The 16,088-nt window shown below is 59.7% G+C and carries 16 protein-coding genes; 12 read left to right on the top strand and 4 right to left on the bottom strand.

The window, feature by feature from the left end:
- Window positions 1-355: 355 nt before the first annotated feature.
- The gene (locus AAFP29_RS09670; RefSeq protein ID WP_419217117.1) at window positions 356-913 is read right to left on the bottom strand and encodes a TetR/AcrR family transcriptional regulator; all 558 of its coding nucleotides are present in this window, start codon (window positions 911-913) and stop codon (window positions 356-358) included.
- A 287-nt stretch (window positions 914-1,200) separates the two neighbouring features.
- Here AAFP29_RS09670 and AAFP29_RS09665 point away from each other — a divergent pair, with 287 nt between their 5' ends.
- Window positions 1,201-2,418, top strand: coding sequence for an alpha/beta fold hydrolase (locus tag AAFP29_RS09665; RefSeq protein WP_419217116.1), 1,218 nt, complete (start codon window positions 1,201-1,203; stop codon window positions 2,416-2,418).
- A gap of 75 nt (window positions 2,419-2,493) precedes the next feature.
- On the opposite strand, the gene AAFP29_RS09660 is transcribed toward AAFP29_RS09665, so the two are convergent.
- On the bottom strand, window positions 2,494-2,706 hold the full coding sequence (locus AAFP29_RS09660) for a hypothetical protein (RefSeq protein ID WP_419217265.1): 213 nt from the start codon (window positions 2,704-2,706) through the stop codon (window positions 2,494-2,496).
- Here AAFP29_RS09660 and AAFP29_RS09655 point away from each other — a divergent pair.
- The 7 genes from AAFP29_RS09655 (at window position 2,657) to AAFP29_RS09625 (ending at window position 11,747) form a co-directional block, all read left to right on the top strand.
- Window positions 2,657-4,687, top strand: a complete 2,031-nt coding sequence (locus AAFP29_RS09655) for a neutral/alkaline non-lysosomal ceramidase N-terminal domain-containing protein (protein ID WP_419217260.1) — start codon at window positions 2,657-2,659, stop codon at window positions 4,685-4,687. The two genes, AAFP29_RS09660 and AAFP29_RS09655, sit on opposite strands and share 50 nt — an antisense overlap.
- Window positions 4,687-5,382 carry a class II aldolase/adducin family protein gene (locus tag AAFP29_RS09650; protein WP_419217115.1) on the top strand — a complete coding sequence of 232 codons (696 nt, stop codon included), beginning with the start codon at window positions 4,687-4,689 and terminating at the stop codon, window positions 5,380-5,382. The genes AAFP29_RS09655 and AAFP29_RS09650 overlap by 1 nt, the downstream gene beginning before the upstream one ends.
- Complete coding sequence (locus tag AAFP29_RS09645) at window positions 5,383-6,342, top strand: carbohydrate kinase family protein (RefSeq protein ID WP_419217114.1); 960 nt, start codon at window positions 5,383-5,385, stop codon at window positions 6,340-6,342.
- A gap of 105 nt (window positions 6,343-6,447) precedes the next feature.
- Window positions 6,448-8,493, top strand: a complete 2,046-nt coding sequence (locus tag AAFP29_RS09640) for a YhgE/Pip family protein (protein ID WP_419217113.1) — start codon at window positions 6,448-6,450, stop codon at window positions 8,491-8,493.
- Window positions 8,490-9,815: an MFS transporter gene (locus AAFP29_RS09635; RefSeq protein ID WP_419217112.1), complete on the top strand. Its 1,326-nt coding sequence runs from the start codon at window positions 8,490-8,492 to the stop codon at window positions 9,813-9,815. Before AAFP29_RS09640 ends, AAFP29_RS09635 begins: the two co-directional genes overlap by 4 nt.
- Window positions 9,816-9,882: 67 nt before the next feature.
- On the top strand, window positions 9,883-11,268 hold the full coding sequence (locus AAFP29_RS09630) for a flavin monoamine oxidase family protein (protein WP_419217111.1): 1,386 nt from the start codon (window positions 9,883-9,885) through the stop codon (window positions 11,266-11,268).
- Window positions 11,265-11,747 (top strand): SRPBCC family protein, encoded by a 483-nt coding sequence (locus tag AAFP29_RS09625; protein WP_419217110.1) that lies wholly within the window; start codon window positions 11,265-11,267, stop codon window positions 11,745-11,747. Before AAFP29_RS09630 ends, AAFP29_RS09625 begins: the two co-directional genes overlap by 4 nt.
- A gap of 77 nt (window positions 11,748-11,824) precedes the next feature.
- Here the strand turns inward: AAFP29_RS09625 and AAFP29_RS09620 are convergent, their stop codons facing one another.
- Both AAFP29_RS09620 and AAFP29_RS09615 read right to left on the bottom strand, forming a co-directional pair.
- Window positions 11,825-12,136, bottom strand: coding sequence for a hypothetical protein (locus AAFP29_RS09620; RefSeq protein WP_419217109.1), 312 nt, complete (start codon window positions 12,134-12,136; stop codon window positions 11,825-11,827).
- A gap of 338 nt (window positions 12,137-12,474) precedes the next feature.
- Complete coding sequence (locus AAFP29_RS09615; RefSeq protein ID WP_419217108.1) at window positions 12,475-13,158, bottom strand: hypothetical protein; 684 nt, start codon at window positions 13,156-13,158, stop codon at window positions 12,475-12,477.
- Window positions 13,159-13,272: 114 nt separating this feature from the next.
- Here AAFP29_RS09615 and AAFP29_RS09610 point away from each other — a divergent pair, with 114 nt between their 5' ends.
- The 4 genes from AAFP29_RS09610 to AAFP29_RS09595 all read left to right on the top strand — a co-directional run bounded on the left by AAFP29_RS09610 (window position 13,273) and on the right by AAFP29_RS09595 (window position 15,450).
- A complete protein-coding gene (locus tag AAFP29_RS09610; protein WP_419217107.1) occupies window positions 13,273-13,548 on the top strand; it encodes a TetR/AcrR family transcriptional regulator in 276 nt (91 codons plus the stop codon).
- A 6-nt stretch (window positions 13,549-13,554) separates the two neighbouring features.
- The gene (locus AAFP29_RS09605; protein WP_419217106.1) at window positions 13,555-13,866 is read left to right on the top strand and encodes a TetR-like C-terminal domain-containing protein; all 312 of its coding nucleotides are present in this window, start codon (window positions 13,555-13,557) and stop codon (window positions 13,864-13,866) included.
- 67 nt (window positions 13,867-13,933) lie between these two features.
- Complete coding sequence (locus tag AAFP29_RS09600) at window positions 13,934-14,827, top strand: alpha/beta fold hydrolase (RefSeq protein WP_419217105.1); 894 nt, start codon at window positions 13,934-13,936, stop codon at window positions 14,825-14,827.
- Entirely contained in the window at window positions 14,821-15,450 is a 630-nt protein-coding gene (locus AAFP29_RS09595; protein WP_419217104.1) for a maleylpyruvate isomerase family mycothiol-dependent enzyme, read from the top strand. Before AAFP29_RS09600 ends, AAFP29_RS09595 begins: the two co-directional genes overlap by 7 nt.
- Window positions 15,451-16,088: the final 638 nt, after the last annotated feature.

Here is a 16,088-nt window from a genome sequence, read left to right as displayed (position 1 = left end):
AAAACTTCTTTGCCTGCGACCACACGGTCTATGAACAGGGTCCTTGCGTGCCAGGTACACCGCGCAACCAACGCGGTGCAACGGACGCGGAGCGGCGGGATAGCGCGTTCGGGTCGACCTCGCGGTAACACGCGCACACCACATTCGAACAGCGAGTAGAACGCGTGCCGCGCGGCCACCGGCGCCCTCAGTCAGATAGGAGTCGCACTTTCTTCGCAGGCGCCATGTGCCTGATTTACGATATCCACACACGCTGTCAGACATTCTCTCGACAATGGGCGCTCCTCAAACAGTGCGGGGCCGCTATCATGCAGCGCTCCGCGAGCCTAGCCGATTTAACTTAGTGCATAGAGGATTAATGCTGCTCAAATAGCTGCAAAGTTAGGGGCAACACCTGACTGAGCATCCGACTTGTGACTGCCAGATCTGTGCCGACCACATCCTGCAGCATGGCGCCGTCATACAAGGCGACTATGAATCGCACGGCTAGGTCTGTATCAATCGACGACTCGTCGACGAAGCGGGCGAGGGTCGCCCGCAACCGCGCTCGAACAGCGTCCTCGTGTTTGGTTAGTAGCTGAGCGGCCTGGGAATTGCGGGCGGCGTACATGGTGAATTCGGTGGAGATGATGAACCAGCGGCGCTCAACGTCCGGCTGTGCGGTCGCCGCCCCCGCCGCCCCCAGAATCGCCTCCTCGACCGTGCCCGCCAACTCAACCGCTTCGGCAATCCGGTTCAGCTCCTGGGTCATGTGCTGCTCGAACAGAGCAAAGAAGAGTGCGTCCTTGCTTTCGAAATGCGAGTAGAAGGTGCCGCGGGCCAGATGGGCTCGCGCGCAGATTTCATCGATCGACGTCGAGTGAAAACCCAACTCGGCGAAAGCGCTCAACCCGGCGTCAAGTAAGCGAGCCACGCTTCGCGCGCGAGTCTGTGCCCCTTTGGCCACCGTCGCCCCTCGTCATCATCGATCTTCTGTCCTGCGCAGCTTATACGAACCAAAATTCGCCGATAACTGACTCCATCTGTCTACTTATGATTTAATCGCTGGACCCTGCTGCCTAAGTCCTGGGTGATGCGGGTCGGAGAACCGAGCCGCGGCCTGGGCAACCTGGACGGTGAGGTCTATCTATAGCCATGCCGATGACGCCGTGGCTTCATGCCAGGATCTTGGACGATCCGACGAATAGGCGGTGGTGCATAGTGAACATAAGACGAATAGGACTGGGCGGCAGAATTTGGGCGATCGCCGTTCTTACTACTGCCGCGCTGGCGCTGGTGGTACCGGCCAATCTGGCACAGGCTTCCCCTGGAAACGATGTGTCAGCCGCCGATACCGTGGGAACACTTCTTTCCCTCAAGTCGTCCACGTCTGCGGTCCCTATTCCGGGATCAGTTCAGCGCATGTCCTACTTCAGCCGCACCTCAGCAAACAGGTCAATCCTGGTGACCGGCGACCTGTTCCTGCCGTCGGCTCCATGGACAGGGCCCGGTGAGCGCCGACTAATCTCTTACGCATACGGCACCCAGGGGCAGGGTGATCAGTGTGCCCCGTCGGTTAGTGGCCGTACTTCGCCACTAGCTGAGAACGTCCTCATCGGGGCGTTGATGAATGCAGGTTATGCGGTGGTTGCCACTGACTATCAGGGCCTAGGGACCCCGGAATTGCATAGCTACACCGACCGGGTTGCAAGTGGCCGGGCCGTTCTTGACGCCGCGCGAGCTGCGCTGGCTAGTGGACGGGGTGGGCTCACGCGGAAGTCTAGGGTTGCCCTCTATGGCTATTCCCAGGGCGGCGGAGCGGTGGCAGCGGCAGCGGAGCTAGCAAAAAGTTACGCGCCCGAACTCTCAATAGTTGGAACGGTAGCGGGGGCGCCAGTGGTGGACCTTGTTGCCACAGCAAAAGCTATGGACGGCGGGCCCGCGATGGGTGACATCGGCTACATGTTCAACTCACTCATCAGTCGGCACCCCAAGCTCGCGGCGCAAAAGCGCAGAGACCTCAATAGCAGGGGCCTCGCTTTCCTCAAAGCTGTAGCTGTGCAATGCGACAAAGATACCGAATCCGCTTTTGGTGGAACAGATTCCCGCACTCTCACCACTGACGGCCGGAGCATGGCGGACTTACTGAATAGTGTGCCGTGGGTGCACTGGGTCGAGCGTGAACGTATTGGCAACGTCGCACCGAAGGCGCCGGTGCTGGTAGTCAGCGCCGCTCACGATGACACGGTTCCCACCGCCGCTTCGGTCGCTCTTGTTCGCTCGTGGCGTCTCCTTGGCGGCAAGGTCGGCTACAGCGAAGTTGGCATACCTCATCTTGGCTTCGGTGCCGACCATGCCGCCACCGCGGTCCCTACTGTTCCACTAGGACTGTCTTGGTTGGGAGACCGATTCAACGAGCCCGAGATGCCCCGCAGCTAGAGCAGCTCTGACTGACTTCTGGCCCATAACTGAACATTGTTGTGTATTTATGCTTCAATGGATCAACGACCCACTTCAGGCCGGAAGAGCTATCGGCCGCGCAAGGAAGCTCTTCATGCCGTACTGCAGTTCAAGCCTGCGGCACGACAACTGCAGTAAGACGAATGAGGTGTAGAAATTGAGTGATCGATCAGCAGGCCCGGCAGCAACTGCGCGCCAAGGGATATCTCGGCGAAATATGCTGAGCGGCATCGCGGTCGGCGCTGCCAGTGCGGCTATGGCCGCCACGGGGCTGAGTCGAGGGACTGCTTCGGCGAGTCCAGGAACGTCAGCGCATACCGGTTCTGGGTTCCTTGTCGGAGCAGGTAAGGCCGACATGACCGGCGCCATTGCGGGCCAGGGAATGATGGGGTACGCCGACTTCAGCCAGATTGCTAGCGGACTGCTGCAGCGATGCTGGGCCCGCGCCTACATTATCGTCGACGTGAGGACCGGCTCACGGGTGGTGTTCGTTAACGCAGATATTGCCATAATCTTCGCATCTCATCGAGTGGGTGTAATGGCTGCGCTGCGCGCGAAGTATGGATCTCTGTATACCGAGGAAAACATCAACATCAATGCCACCCACAATCACAACTCGTGTGGTGGCACGTCCTGGGACTATGCACATCATCTGTCCGCGTTAGGTTTTCAGCGCAATTCCTACGATGCCGAGGTTGCCGGCATCGTCGCCGCTATCGAGGCAGCGCATGCCACCGTGGCTCCGGGCACCCTGCATGTGGGTCACGGGGAATTGTACAACGCTAGTGTGAACCGTTCGGCGGAAGCCTTCGACCTTAATGCGGGCGATGACAAACGGGTGTTCCCAGAAAAAGTCGATCCGCAGGTGACGACACTTGTTCTGCGCCAAGGCGGCAACGAGATTGGGATAGTCACCTGGTTCGCCACTCATGGCACGTCGTTGACCGATGCCAACTACTTGATCGCCGCCGACAACAAGGGATATGCCAGCTACGTTGCCGAGGCGTCATCGCCGGGCACCGTGTGGTCATTCCCACAGACTAACGCTGGCGATATGACGCCCAACTTGTGGACTCGCCCCCTCCGCCCTGGCGGCCCGACCGATAGCCATCGTCACAATTGTCAGATCATTGGGGACCGCCAATATCGAGCTGGCCGCGCCAGCATCGGCTCGACTAGGGAATTAAGTGGCCCCGTACGGTATGCGTATCGATACATCAATATGGCCGATGTCGCGATCGACGGCACCTACACACCAAACGGACGCCGAGCGCGCACCTCGCCAGCGATGATGGGCGCTGCAGCGGCAGCAACCAGTACCGAAGACAACACCAAGAGTCAGCTCGGATTTCTCAAAGAAGGCATGCTCAATCCCGTGGCACAAGCGTTAGGTGCCAATACCATTCCGACTCCACCGCAGTGGATCAAAGACGTGCAGGCACCCAAACTCATCGCATTCCCTGTGGGCATCATGCCGCCGCGTCCATGGATTAACCAGGTTGTTCCCATTCAAATCATTTGTATCGGAGATCTCGTATTGTGCGGCGCACCAGCCGAATTCACGATTGTCGCCGGTCTTCGGGTACGACGCACTGTATCCAATGCGCTCGGCGTGAGCCTGGAAAATGTTCTCCTACAAGGCTATGCAAATGCATACGCTGGATATGTGACCACACCCGAAGAATATGTGTCGCAACAATACGAAGGTGGCGAAACCCTGTTCGGCCGCTACACCCTCTGCGCATATATGCAGGAGTTTGACCGGCTGGCGCGTTCGTTGGTGTCTGGTCGGCACCTCGATCTCGGTCCGCGACCGCCGAACACCAACAACAATCTGATCAACCTGCTGCCGCCGATACCTCCTGACACCTCCATCGTCGGACACCGCTACGGCGATGTGGTCAATGCCCCCGCAACGCGATACGCACCGTCAAGCACTGCCGTGGTCCAGTTCTGCGGTGCCCATCCCAACAACCGAATCCGTACCGGCAGCAGCTACTTCGTAGTGGAACGCTATACCGGCGGCAGATGGGAAACCGCCTACGACGACAATGACTGGTGCACAGAGCTCAAGTGGGAACGCCCTAACGGAAGCCAGACCGCGAGCCTAATCACCATTACCTGGCGAGTGCCGGCCCAGGTGCTTGCAGGGCGGTACCGCATCCGATACTTCGGGGACCAGCGTTCGGCATCAGGGGCATTGACCGCATTCACCGGGACCAGCCCCGCGTTGATGGTGGCGAGTTGATGTCAGCACTTGATGCAGCAGCCGCCGCGGTGGCCACCGCAGCCCGACTGCTCGGCGCCGAGGGGCTAGTGATCGGATCGGCAGGCAATATCAGTGTGCGAGTTGGTGAGCTAGTTGCCATCACCGCAACCGGCATAGAACTGGCCAAAGCCGATCCCTCCGCCATCACCATCGTGGACCTGGCAGGAAATACCATCGCCGGCACTTACGCGCCCACCTCCGAAATCGAGTTGCATTTGGGTGTGTACCGACGTGAACTGGCCAACGCGGTCGTGCATACCCATTCACCGGAAGCAACTGCAGTATCAGTGGTACTCGAAGAACTACCCTGCCTGCATTACCAGCAACTGGCCCTGGGCGGTGCAGTCCCGGTGATTCCGTTCGCGCCCTTCGGCTCTGACGAGCTAGCAGCTTCGGTCCTAGCAGCCCTGGCCCACAAGCGAGCAGTACTGATGGCCAACCACGGCGCCGTCACCGTCGGCTCCGACCTAGCCGATGCCATGGACAAAACCTTGCTACTCGAATGGGCCTGCGGACTCTACCGGCGGGCCAAACAAGTGGGCGAGCCTCGAGCGCTCACGACCGCAGAGCAGCAGGCGGTCATCGACACCGCGATCACCCGAGGGTACGGCCAGACGCATCGAGCAACTTCACACACCCACGACAATTCATCTCCCAACCAGCAGGAACGGTAAATGGCTATGACCCAAGACAATATGGCCCAGAAAATCATGTGCCTGGGCGCCCATGTCTTCGATGTACAGGTCTACCCAGTCGACTCGATCCCCGAAGGGCAGGGCGCTGCACTGGTGCAGGCCATCAAATTCAGCCCGGCCGGCGCCGCAGGGGGGACAGCAGTCACCGCAGCCAAGCTGGGGGCGCAGGTCAGTGCCGCGGGCGCGATCGGCACAGACGCCATAGGTGACCAGTTCCTGACCATGCTCACCAGATACGGCATCGACGTGACGGCGCTGCAGCGGCACGACGCACACCAAACTTCAGCGTCAGTACTTCCTATCCGATCCGACGGTAGTCGGCCCGCCCTTCACATCCCTGGCGCGAATCTAGCGATCACCCTTACTGACGAACTGATCGCGGCCGCGAGCCACCACACGCATCTGCATGTTGGTGCCCCCGAACTACTTGGTGGACAATCCTATTCGACAATCCTGCGCGCGGCTCGACACCGTGGCACAGTAACCTCCGCCGACATTTTGGCAAGCGGTGATCCGGGGACGCTGGAATGGATCGCGCCGGCACTGCCCCATCTTGACTACCTGCTACCCAACGCCGACCAGGTACTCGGGTTAACCGGGGCGGCGACCATCGAAGATGGTTGCCGACAGCTGATCGATCGCGGCGTCGGGGCGGTGGTTGCCACCCTCGGCGCTGACGGCGCAATCATTGTGACCGATACCGAGATAGTTCGGGCACCAGCTTTCAGTATCGACGTGATCGATACCACCGGCTGTGGCGATGCGTTCTCAGCCGGATTCTTGCGGGGAATCGGAATTGGCAGAAGCACCCTTGAAGCCGCTGTATTAGGCAACGCAACCGCCGCGCAGGTTGCTGGCGGGCTGGGCAGCGATCACGGTGACTTCGACCTCGAATCAGTAGACGCCTTTGCCGCCAACCATGAGCCGTTGCTCAGATGAGCCTGACAATTTCCGCCGCCTACTAGCCCGACGTCGTAGATAGCTGCAACAACTGACCATCGACAGTGCTGCCACCCATTCGCCATCTCTCATTAAGGTCTGAACATGACAGTGCCCGTTGACAATCCGGAATCTGTGTCACCGCAGGCTAAGTCCAATCCAGTAGGGAATGGGTTTACCGCCCGTCTTGGCGTGGCGCTACGGCGAGTTCCGCAGCGGCGGTCGATACAACTGTTCGTGGTCGCGCTGCTTGTGCTGCCCGCCATCATCTCCGGCATTTACATGTGGACTATGTGGGACCCAGAACTATATCTCAAAGACGTGCCCGTTGCGGTCTCGACCGATGATGCCGGAGGAACCAGTGACGGCAAGTTCGAAAACCTCGGCCAGCAAATCCTCGACGACATGACGTCCTCCGGAGAGTTGCAATTCCACAAGGTGTCGAGCGCCGAAGCGGTCAAGGGCATCAAGGAGACTCGATACGCGTTTGCACTCATTATTCCACGCGACTTTACCAAAAAGATCTATTCAGTCACCGATTCGCATCCGCAGAAGCCGAGAATCTCGGTGTACTTCAACGACTTCAACGGAACTCTGGGCCCGGCGGTGGCCACTAGCGTGATTGCCCAAGCACAAAAGGAAATTGCCGCAACCATCGGCGAAGGCTACGCCAAAGGGGTCCTCCTCGGCCTGAACCAGCTCGGTGACGGGCTCAAAGATGCCTCAGTCGGCGGTAAGCAACTCAAAGACGGCACCAAGCAGCTCAAGGACGGTACTTCACAGCTTGCCAACGGAATAAACCAGGTGGCCGACGGCGTGGGACAACTCAAAAACGGCAGCGGCCAACTTCACGCCGGGACGACGCAGTTATCCGATGGCACGGGCCAACTAGTTACCGGAACCAAGGAACTCGGCTCCGGCGCCACGCAAATCCGCGACGGAGTCGGTGGAATTATCACCCCATTGCTTGCTCAACTGGAGCCGCTGAGCAAAAATGTCGCCGCCCTGATGCCTGCAGTCGATGCCCTGGCGTTGAATTCTGATGCAACCATCCGCGCCGCCGCGACACAGCTGAAGTCGCTATTAAACGAATTGAACACCGAAGCACCCAATAGCACCATCGGCCAACTGGCTCAATTACGCAACGGTACAGTCGAACTCGCGAGGCAGCTCAACGATCCGAAAGCTGAGTACCTCTCGGGGGTACTTTCACTGAATACTGGCGCAAAACAACTCAACGAGGGCGCAAAACAACTCGATGACGGCCTCGGTGAACTACACAAGGGAATGCCCGACCTAAAGAACGGAGCAGCTGCCCTCAAGAAGGGCAGTCGTGATCTCGATACCGGCGCCAGTCAACTCAGCAGTGGCCTATCGGATGGGTCCGCACAGGCACCCCATATCGACGATGTCCCTGCCAGCGCGAATATGTTCGCCGCCCCAATGAATGTGAGCATTGACAACCTGCAACCCAGCCAAAAGGTCATCAACAACGATCGCAGCCACAAAGAGATCGACCGTGGTGCCGGCCCGGTCATCGTGGTATTGGGCGCCTTCTTGTTGAGCATCCTGATGTGGATGGTCCTCTCCCCCAGCCGCGGCAACAACAACTACGCCTCAGCACTCAAAAGGGCCGCAATGCCAACACTGCGCGGCGCGAGGCTAGGTGCATTAGGGGGCATTATCTTTGGGCTTCTGCTTACATCGTATGGTGCATTGATTGGCTGGAATCCGCACAATTGGGCCTCAATGCTGCCGATCGTGATGCTAGTGGGTGTCACCGCCGCGGTCAGCACGCAGCTGTTCGTGGTGGTCTTCGGGCGAGTCTACGGTTCGATCATCTCGTTCGTCTTCTTCATGTATCAGATCTTTGCCTTCGGCGGCATCTTCCCACTGGGAACCACACCACCTGCGTTCCGGCCGTTCCGTGACATCGCACCTATGACCTACGCTCACCGCGCGCTCCTGCGCACTCACCTGTCGTTATACGACAACATGTTCTGGATATCAATATTGGCCCTGGTAATCATGTCCATGGCGGCCATCGTGATCGGAGTGGCTATGCGATACCTGCTTGCCCAAGCCGATCGGGTGGATGAACTAAACGTGGCATCACGCGGCCGTACGCCAATCGCGGGCGGAACCGTATGACTTCTCATGAGCGGCGCCGCCCCGTGGAGAACGCGACGATCAGCAATGAGGTCCGCTCCGCGCAGACAGTGGCGCCCGATCGTCCGGTGAGCCGACGCTGGATCACTTACTTCGCTCTCGCCTGGATGGGCGTCTGGATGGCGCAGCTCACACCGTTCCAGCTTGTCCTACCTGTTCAGATCAATGGATGGCTGGGACTTGCCGCGAGCGAGGTTCCAGAAGACCAATGGCAACGCAGCGTGATGTCATTCGGCCAGATTTCTGGCATCGCAGCAGGCTTCGCGTTGATTGCCTTTCCTCTGGTTGGTGCGCTAAGCGACCGGACCACCAGTCGGTTCGGCCGCCGCAGACCATGGATTGTCATCGGAGTGCTATCCACAGTCATCGGCCTATCTGGACTCGGGTTTCAGCACACGTGGGTGGGTATGGCTGTCTTCTGGTCCATCGTGATCACCGGATTTTCAGCCACGGCGGCCGCATTGACTGCGCTAATCAGTGACCAGGTCCCCGTGAATCAGCGCGGTGTGGTGTCCAGTTGGGTCTCGGCGCCGCAAGCGCTCGGGATCCTGCTGGGCGTGGCGGTGATTGGCGCCCTGTTCGGCACCCGGTATACCGGCCCCTATCTGACGCTGGCGATCTGTGTGGTTGTGCTCGTGGCGCCGTTCGTGTGGTATCTCAATGACCCGCCGCATCCGACGCACAAACGAAGCAAGCTGACTGTGCGGACATTGTTGAGCGAGCTATGGATATCGCCCCGACAGTACCCCGACTTCGGGTGGACTCTACTCGGGCGCGTTCTGATCAGCATCGGAAACGGACTTGGTACCGCACTTCTCTTGCAGTACCTGCAGTTTGGACTTCGGTTATCCAATCCGGTCGACAAACTCACCATTGCCGCCAGCATATATACGCTATTCGTTCTGTTTGGCGCGCTCGTCACCGGCCAGGTCAGTGACCGGATCGGTCGGCGCAAGCCATTTGTACTCGCAGCTGGCCTGGCCCAAGCGCTGGCGGCGATCGGTATTGTCGCGGTATCGAATTTCCCGATGACAGTGGTTGCTGCAGCTCTGCTTGGCGCTGGTTACGGCTGTTTCCTGGGTGTTGACCAGGCGCTTGCAACGCAAGTACTGCCTGATAGCGAGGACAGCGGCAAAGATCTCGGCATCATGAATATCGCGATGCAGGTACCACAAGCGCTAGGTCCGCTCATTGGCGCTTTAGTCGTAAGTGCCACGGGCGGTTTTTCCAGCGTCTTCGTGGCCGCCGCAGTGTTCGGCATCGCGGGAAGTCTGGCGGTTCTGCCGATCCGCGGCGTTCGATAGCCCTCGGAATCTTGCGCCGTAACACGTATTCGATATACCTGAGGAATTACCGAAGAATGGAGTCAAAATGACAGAGGCCGTTGATGTGATAGTCGTGGGAGCGGGTCTGGCAGGACTGACGACCGCACACGCACTGACGGATGAGGGATTGGGTGTGCGCGTGCTGGAGGCGCGCGATCGCGTCGGGGGGCGTACCTTAGACCATTCACTTGGACAGGGAAGAGTCGTTGAAGCTGGTGGCCAGTTCGTGGGTCCAACCCAGAATCGGGTATTGGACTTGGCGGCAACGCTTGGTATTGATACATTTCCTGCGTATGACACTGGTTTGAACGCGTACATTCACGGTGACCGTCGACGGTTGTTTGGCAATGGGATCCCACCGGATCTCCTAGTATTGCCTGATTTGGCGCGAATGATGACGCGCATCAACAAGGTTGCCGGTGACATCCCAGTCGGGGCCCCGTGGGAGGCGCCGCACGCTCGTGATCTCGATGGACAGACCTTGAGCACTTGGGTCCGCAAACACTCATTTTCCAGTGGCGCGCTCGAACTGCTTAATGTCTTGCTTGGGTCGGCGTTTGGGAAGTCAGCGGACGAAGTCTCGGCGCTTTTCGGTCTGTGGTACGTAGCTGGTTGTGGAGATGAACTCAACCAAGGAACTATCGAGCGGATGATGGGCGTTCGTGGAGGAGCGCAGGAATCACGAATTGTTGGCGGGTCGCAGCTGTTGAGCTTGCGATTGGCCGAGAGGCTGGGCGAAGCGGTCGCCGTCAATGTTCCAGTCCAGCGGATCGAACAAACCGAGTTGTCGGTCACCGTCTATTCAGGAGAATCATCCTGGACAGCGCCGCATGTGGTGGTTACTGTGCCGCCGAATCTCATCACCCGGATTGACTGGGCGCCCGCGCTACCGCCACATCAGGCAGCATTATTTGAACGAATGCCGTTTGGCGCTTTGATGAAATGTGAAGCCGTCTACGATAGGCCATTCTGGCGCGAAGAGGGACTATCCGGACAAGGGATATTCCGCGACCCGTCGCTGGGCGTATGTTCGATGTTCGACAACAGTCCTGCCGACGGCAGCCGCGGGGTGCTAATGGGCTTCGTGGGGGCCGATCAGTGGCGCCAGTGGGCCAATCGCTCCGACCAGGAGCGTAGAGGCTCTGTTCTACGAGCATTCGCCCGAGTCGTCGGTCCGCGCGCCCTGCGACCGATCGACTGGATCGAAAAGGACTGGACGAGTGACCCCTGGACTCAGGGTGGACCGACGAGTTCGCTGGGCCCAGGGGTACTTACCGGTTTGGGGCAATGGAGGGACAAGCCATTTGGATTGGTGCACTGGGCGGGTGCCGAGCACGCCGACTACTGGAACGGATACCTAGACGGAGCTGTGCGCTCTGGCGAACAGACAGCGGCCACAATTGTTGCTATACGAGAGGCAGGGAGAAAATGACCGACCGACTTATTATTACTGCGCAACGAAATCTGGTGGTGACCCCAAGAGAGTTGTGGGCGGTTACGTCCGACACCAGCCGGTATGCCGAGTGGGTGACCACTGTGCGCGAAGTGCTCATTCATCACGGCACGGCGACCTCGGAATTGACTTATCGCGAACGAATCGCTGGCGCTGGACCATTTGAAGCGACCGTGGAATGGCAGGTGCAACAGCTAATTCCGAACAAACTAAGGATCGACAGCACAGAGCGAATCGGTCCGCTTTCTGACGTCCTCAATATCTTTCGGTTCGAACCGATCGAAGGTGGTATAGCCTGCTCGATGGTGTATGAGTTCCATTTCCGGGTGCGACCTAAATTCTTGGGCAAGCCAGTGCTCAAGGTAATGTCCGCGAGCATTCAGCGTGACTTCGACCAATCCATGCGAAATTTGGAGGACCTGACCCTGTCGGAACGAGATCTGAACATCTCGCGGTAGCCGCGAAGGTCGCAGCAGCGGTGCCGATCAAGCACGGTGTCGACGGCCAATTCAACGCGACCGTCGAGATCAAATGTCTAGACAACTGCGTCCACGCCGCCTAGTCGCCCGCTGCCCTTCAATGACACGTTCTCCTTAACGGTGATGACGGGCTCGTGGCGACGCGGGGAAGTTGACGGAGCGGGCGATGAAGCACACCTCGGGATCTTGACGTGGACCTCGCGCGCGATGTCCGGGTCACTGCTGGTGGTGACCGTGACGCAGGGTATTAGGGTTACCGACTCGACCTGCCCGCCGCCGGTGGAGTCTTGGACCATGACGCCGTGGGCGCTGTCTTTGTGGGTTGTGACGACGCCGGCGACGGCAGCCAAGTTGAGATACCACAGCATGTGGCACTTTGGCAGGGCGGCGATCTGTAGTTTGCTCGGGATTCCGTCGGGCGGGGTCGCCCCGGAATTCGGGATCGGCGCTACATAGGATCCGCTTAGTCAAGGCAGTGGTCTCCCCGTGCTCGCGCCCGTAGTCGGTGTACCCGGACGTGCCGGTCCCGTGGTTGCCGGTCCATACGTGATCGATACCGCACCCGTTCGTCTGATTTTGACTGTTAATTCGGAAGTCGTTTGATCACGAATTGGGAAGTCGTTGAGCGCGTGGGTGCTGCCGGATTTCTCACGAATTGGGGAGTCTTCGGTGGGGCCCGTGACGTGCGCTGCGTCGCTGCCTTGGCTCATTGCTGGCGAGGCATCCCCAGGGCTGTCCCGAGGATCCAGGCGAACAAGAAGGCCGGCATCGCCGTGATGGAGATGCCCTGCATGGAAAGGGGGCCTTCCTGGACGATGAATGCGGCGAGCAAAAGCGGGTGTACTGCGGCGCCGACGATCGCAAGGTGTGCGGTATACCGAGGCAACACTCGATGGCGGTATACCGCGCCGGCGTATGAGCCCAGCGCCACGATGGTGGGCATCCCTGACATCGCTAACAGTCCAAAAGTCAAGTCGTAGAGCAGCGTTGACAACTCGGCGGAGTATTGCCGGTAGAGCAAAAGGTTGAAGGCGGTGAAGCCGCTGAGCAGCAGGATCACGCAGCCGAAGAAACTGGCGGCAAAGCACACCGGCAGAGTCGATCGCGCGGGCAGCCGATCGCGAAGGTAGGTCCACAGCGCGGCGCCGAAAACGAACCACAGTGTGACGCCGACGATATTGAGCAGCTGGGTCACGACCAGCTGAACATGGTGGTTGGTCGCCCACGCCGCCACATCGATGCCCGAAGTCTCGGTTTGTGGGTAGGACCAGATCGGATACACCGGCAAGGTCAGCGCGGGCAGCACAAAACCGATCACACCGCTCCATCGGATCACGCGTGCCGCGCTCCACCGTGTAGCGACGCCGCTCGTCACGGTGCTTTCGATCACAGGGCGGCTCTCTTACTCGGCAATCTGACCAATGGACAGTTCTTCGAACTGCTCGTCAGAATGCCCGATGCAAGGAAAATTATCAATGGTCAGATTGCTCTGTAGGGCGCGCATATGGCGTCAACTGCGCAGTCGCGGCCATATCACCACGGGCGGCTTGAACGGGCGGCGATCGACGGTGCGATTGAGGAGGTGGAGAGCGTCGGGGTTGCGGCGGTGAGTGTGCGCCGCATCGCCCGTCGTGCTGGCGTGTCCCATTCAGCATTGGCCTATCAGTTCGGCGACAAGGCCGGTATTTTCACGGCGGTAGTGACCGAGGGGTTCAGCCTGCAGGCGGAGATGATCGGTGCGGCCGCTACGGGTCCTGCGGGATTCTTGTTGGGCGGCTAGGCCTATATGACATTCGCTCTCACCCACCGCGGCTACTTCGAGGTGATGTTCCGCCCTTATCTGTATCGCGGTGACAATCCGAAGTTGTCGGTGGCCAGGAACGCTGCGTTCGATGTCCTCTTCGGTTCGGCACGATCCGGTTTGTCAGCTCACCGTTCGGAACCGGTCACCGATGAAGCTGTCCGTGCACTCGCTTTGGCGGGGTGGTCGCTGTCTCACGGGTTGGTCACGCTTGCGCTGTCGGCCAACATCGCCGAGCAGATCGAGACGGACCCCTCGGTTTTGGCTGCGCAGATGATTCAGGGCGTTATCGCCTGATTCTCCCTTGACATCATAAATTATACTTGAGATTCTCAATCGCACATCAGAGAAGGGGAGTTCAACCATGACCGCTGGGGAACGGCCCGCGTGGGTCGACAACAGCCTGTTTCCATTTGACAGCCAATTCGTCGAGATCGACGGCAATACCGTTCACTACATCGACGAAGGGAGCGGGCCGGCCCTCCTCATGCTCCACGGAAATCCGACCTGGTCCTTCTTGTGGCGCGATGTGATCCGCATTCTGCGAGATGACTTCCGTTGCGTCGCTCTGGACTACCCGGGATTTGGCCTGTCCACGGCGCGACCTGGATACCGCTTTCGGCCCGAGGAGCACGCCGGTGTCGTTGCCGCGTTCGTCGACGCAGTGGGCATCGAGGCTGCGACGCTGGTCGCGCAGGACTGGGGTGGACCAATTGGACTGGCAGTCGAGCGCAGACGTCCGGGAACGTTCGACCGGCTGGTTCTCGCCGACACCTGGGCATGGCCGACGAATGGCGACCTGTACTTCGAAGCATTCTCCCGCATCGTAGGCTCCCGTCCGTTGCGTGCGCTTGCACACCGTTTCGGCTTCGTCGTCGACCTCCTTGTTCCGGCCGGCCACCGACGCCGCACACCCACTGACGCTGAGATGGCGCACTATCGTCAGGCCCAAGACACTCCGCGACGGCGGCAGGCATCCGCGATTCTTCCCCGCTGCATCACGTCCAGTCGTGAGTTCTTCACTGAAGTCGAGGCGACTCTTGGCGATGTCTCAGAGCTGCCAACGCTCATCCTGTGGGGCGGTGCGGACCGAGTCTTCCGTCATGTCGAGCGAATCCGACTGGAGGCGGCGCTTGCACATCACCAGACGGTGATCGTCGAGGGTGCTGGCCTTTACGTCGAGTCCGATGCCCCCGTCGAGTTCGCTGCGGCGATCGTCGAGTGGTCGGCCGAACTTGGGCGAGTCAACCCGTGTTGAGCGTCCGGAAGCTGGCTCAGGCAGAGCGCCGCAGCTTCGCGGCTTTCTTGCGCGAGTTGAGCGATGAAGACTGGCAGGAGCCTTCGTTATGCGCGGGGTGGACAGTCCAGGACGTCATCGCGCATTCGCTCAGTTTCGACGACCTAGCCTGGCCCGAGTTGCTCGGTCGATTCGGTCGTGCCCGGCTCTCGCTGGCGGAGGTCAACGCCGCGGGTTTAGCAGACTACTCGAGCTGGGAACCAGACCAGTTGATCACCAGGATGGAGCGATGCGCCGATCCGCGCGGCCTCACGACAGCGTTCGGCTGTCGCGTCGCGCTACTCGACGCGATGGTGCACCAACAGGACATTCGACGGCCGCTCGGTCGACCTCGCATGATCCCTAACGAACGGCTCGTCCCGGCGCTGAGTTTCGCGCGATTCGCCCCGCCGATCGGTGCCCACCATCGCGTCGTCGGACTACGGTTCACCGCTACCGATGTCTCATGGCGTCGTGGCATCGGCTCTCATATCTGCGGCAACGCGGAGGCGATCATGATGGCCATTGCCGGGCGGACATGTGTACTCGACGAACTCAGTGGACCTGGAGTGTCGGTGCTTCGTCGTCGTGGGCTCGCGAGCTGATGCGGATCGCCCGGATTACGCCGCTGCTGAAGACTGTCGGCCAATCACCTTCAAAAGTCGCGCACTACTAGTGCAATAATTCGTTCCGCTCGGGTGCCCGGTTGCTCTGACGTCGTTCCCGTGCCGAGAAGCAGTCGGAACGTGAGTGCCCACCGAAGGACAGCATCGGCGAATGCTGCCGGGCGACGTCAGGCCGCGGTGGATCTTCGTCGCCAAACCCTTGTGCACCGACGACCCCGCAGCGCCCTGATCTCACTCTGCGACCTGTTCGGCTTCCTGACGCACGAGAGCGCCGGCGGTGAGGTCCACTGAGACAACGGTCGGCAGGTCTGCGGCCACGAGATATTCCGCGTCGACTCCGAGGGGATCATCGGACGGCCCGAAGGCGCAAGAGTAGGAGTTATCGCTAGGCGCTCGCAACCGCGAATTACGCTGGTACCAACTAGGAGCAGATGGACTCGGACAGGCAAAACAAGCGATCGGCAACGTTGTCACCTTCATCGCTCGGGAGCGCTCAACCGCATCATAGAACTCGACCTATACCTGCCTCATGACCGGACGCGGGCAACAATCCGGGCCTGCTTCTGTATTCGCGCTATTGCACCTTCCATCTGCATTTCATCCCGACCTCACCGAGC

The organism is Gordonia sp. CPCC 205333 (assembly GCF_048537885.1).
In the GTDB taxonomy this organism is placed as follows: domain Bacteria; phylum Actinomycetota; class Actinomycetes; order Mycobacteriales; family Mycobacteriaceae; genus Gordonia.
Note: the sequence above shows the minus strand (reverse complement) of the source record. Positions and strands in the feature narration are given on the sequence as shown.

What these genes read in the sequence shown, in the direction of transcription:
- AAFP29_RS09600 (WP_419217105.1), top strand. Translation starts at nt 13,934, where the DNA reads ATGACCGCTGGGGAACGGCCCGCGTGGGTCGACAACAGCCTGTTTCCA.
- AAFP29_RS09610 (WP_419217107.1), top strand. Translation starts at nt 13,273, where the DNA reads ATGGCGTCAACTGCGCAGTCGCGGCCATATCACCACGGGCGGCTTGAA.
- AAFP29_RS09605 (WP_419217106.1), top strand. Translation starts at nt 13,555, where the DNA reads ATGACATTCGCTCTCACCCACCGCGGCTACTTCGAGGTGATGTTCCGC.
- AAFP29_RS09620 (WP_419217109.1), bottom strand. Translation starts at nt 12,136, where the DNA reads ATGCTGTGGTATCTCAACTTGGCTGCCGTCGCCGGCGTCGTCACAACC.
- AAFP29_RS09650 (WP_419217115.1), top strand. Translation starts at nt 4,687, where the DNA reads ATGTCAGCACTTGATGCAGCAGCCGCCGCGGTGGCCACCGCAGCCCGA.
- AAFP29_RS09635 (WP_419217112.1), top strand. Translation starts at nt 8,490, where the DNA reads ATGACTTCTCATGAGCGGCGCCGCCCCGTGGAGAACGCGACGATCAGC.
- AAFP29_RS09655 (WP_419217260.1), top strand. Translation starts at nt 2,657, where the DNA reads ATGCTGAGCGGCATCGCGGTCGGCGCTGCCAGTGCGGCTATGGCCGCC.
- AAFP29_RS09640 (WP_419217113.1), top strand. Translation starts at nt 6,448, where the DNA reads ATGACAGTGCCCGTTGACAATCCGGAATCTGTGTCACCGCAGGCTAAG.
- AAFP29_RS09625 (WP_419217110.1), top strand. Translation starts at nt 11,265, where the DNA reads ATGACCGACCGACTTATTATTACTGCGCAACGAAATCTGGTGGTGACC.
- AAFP29_RS09645 (WP_419217114.1), top strand. Translation starts at nt 5,383, where the DNA reads ATGGCTATGACCCAAGACAATATGGCCCAGAAAATCATGTGCCTGGGC.
- AAFP29_RS09630 (WP_419217111.1), top strand. Translation starts at nt 9,883, where the DNA reads ATGACAGAGGCCGTTGATGTGATAGTCGTGGGAGCGGGTCTGGCAGGA.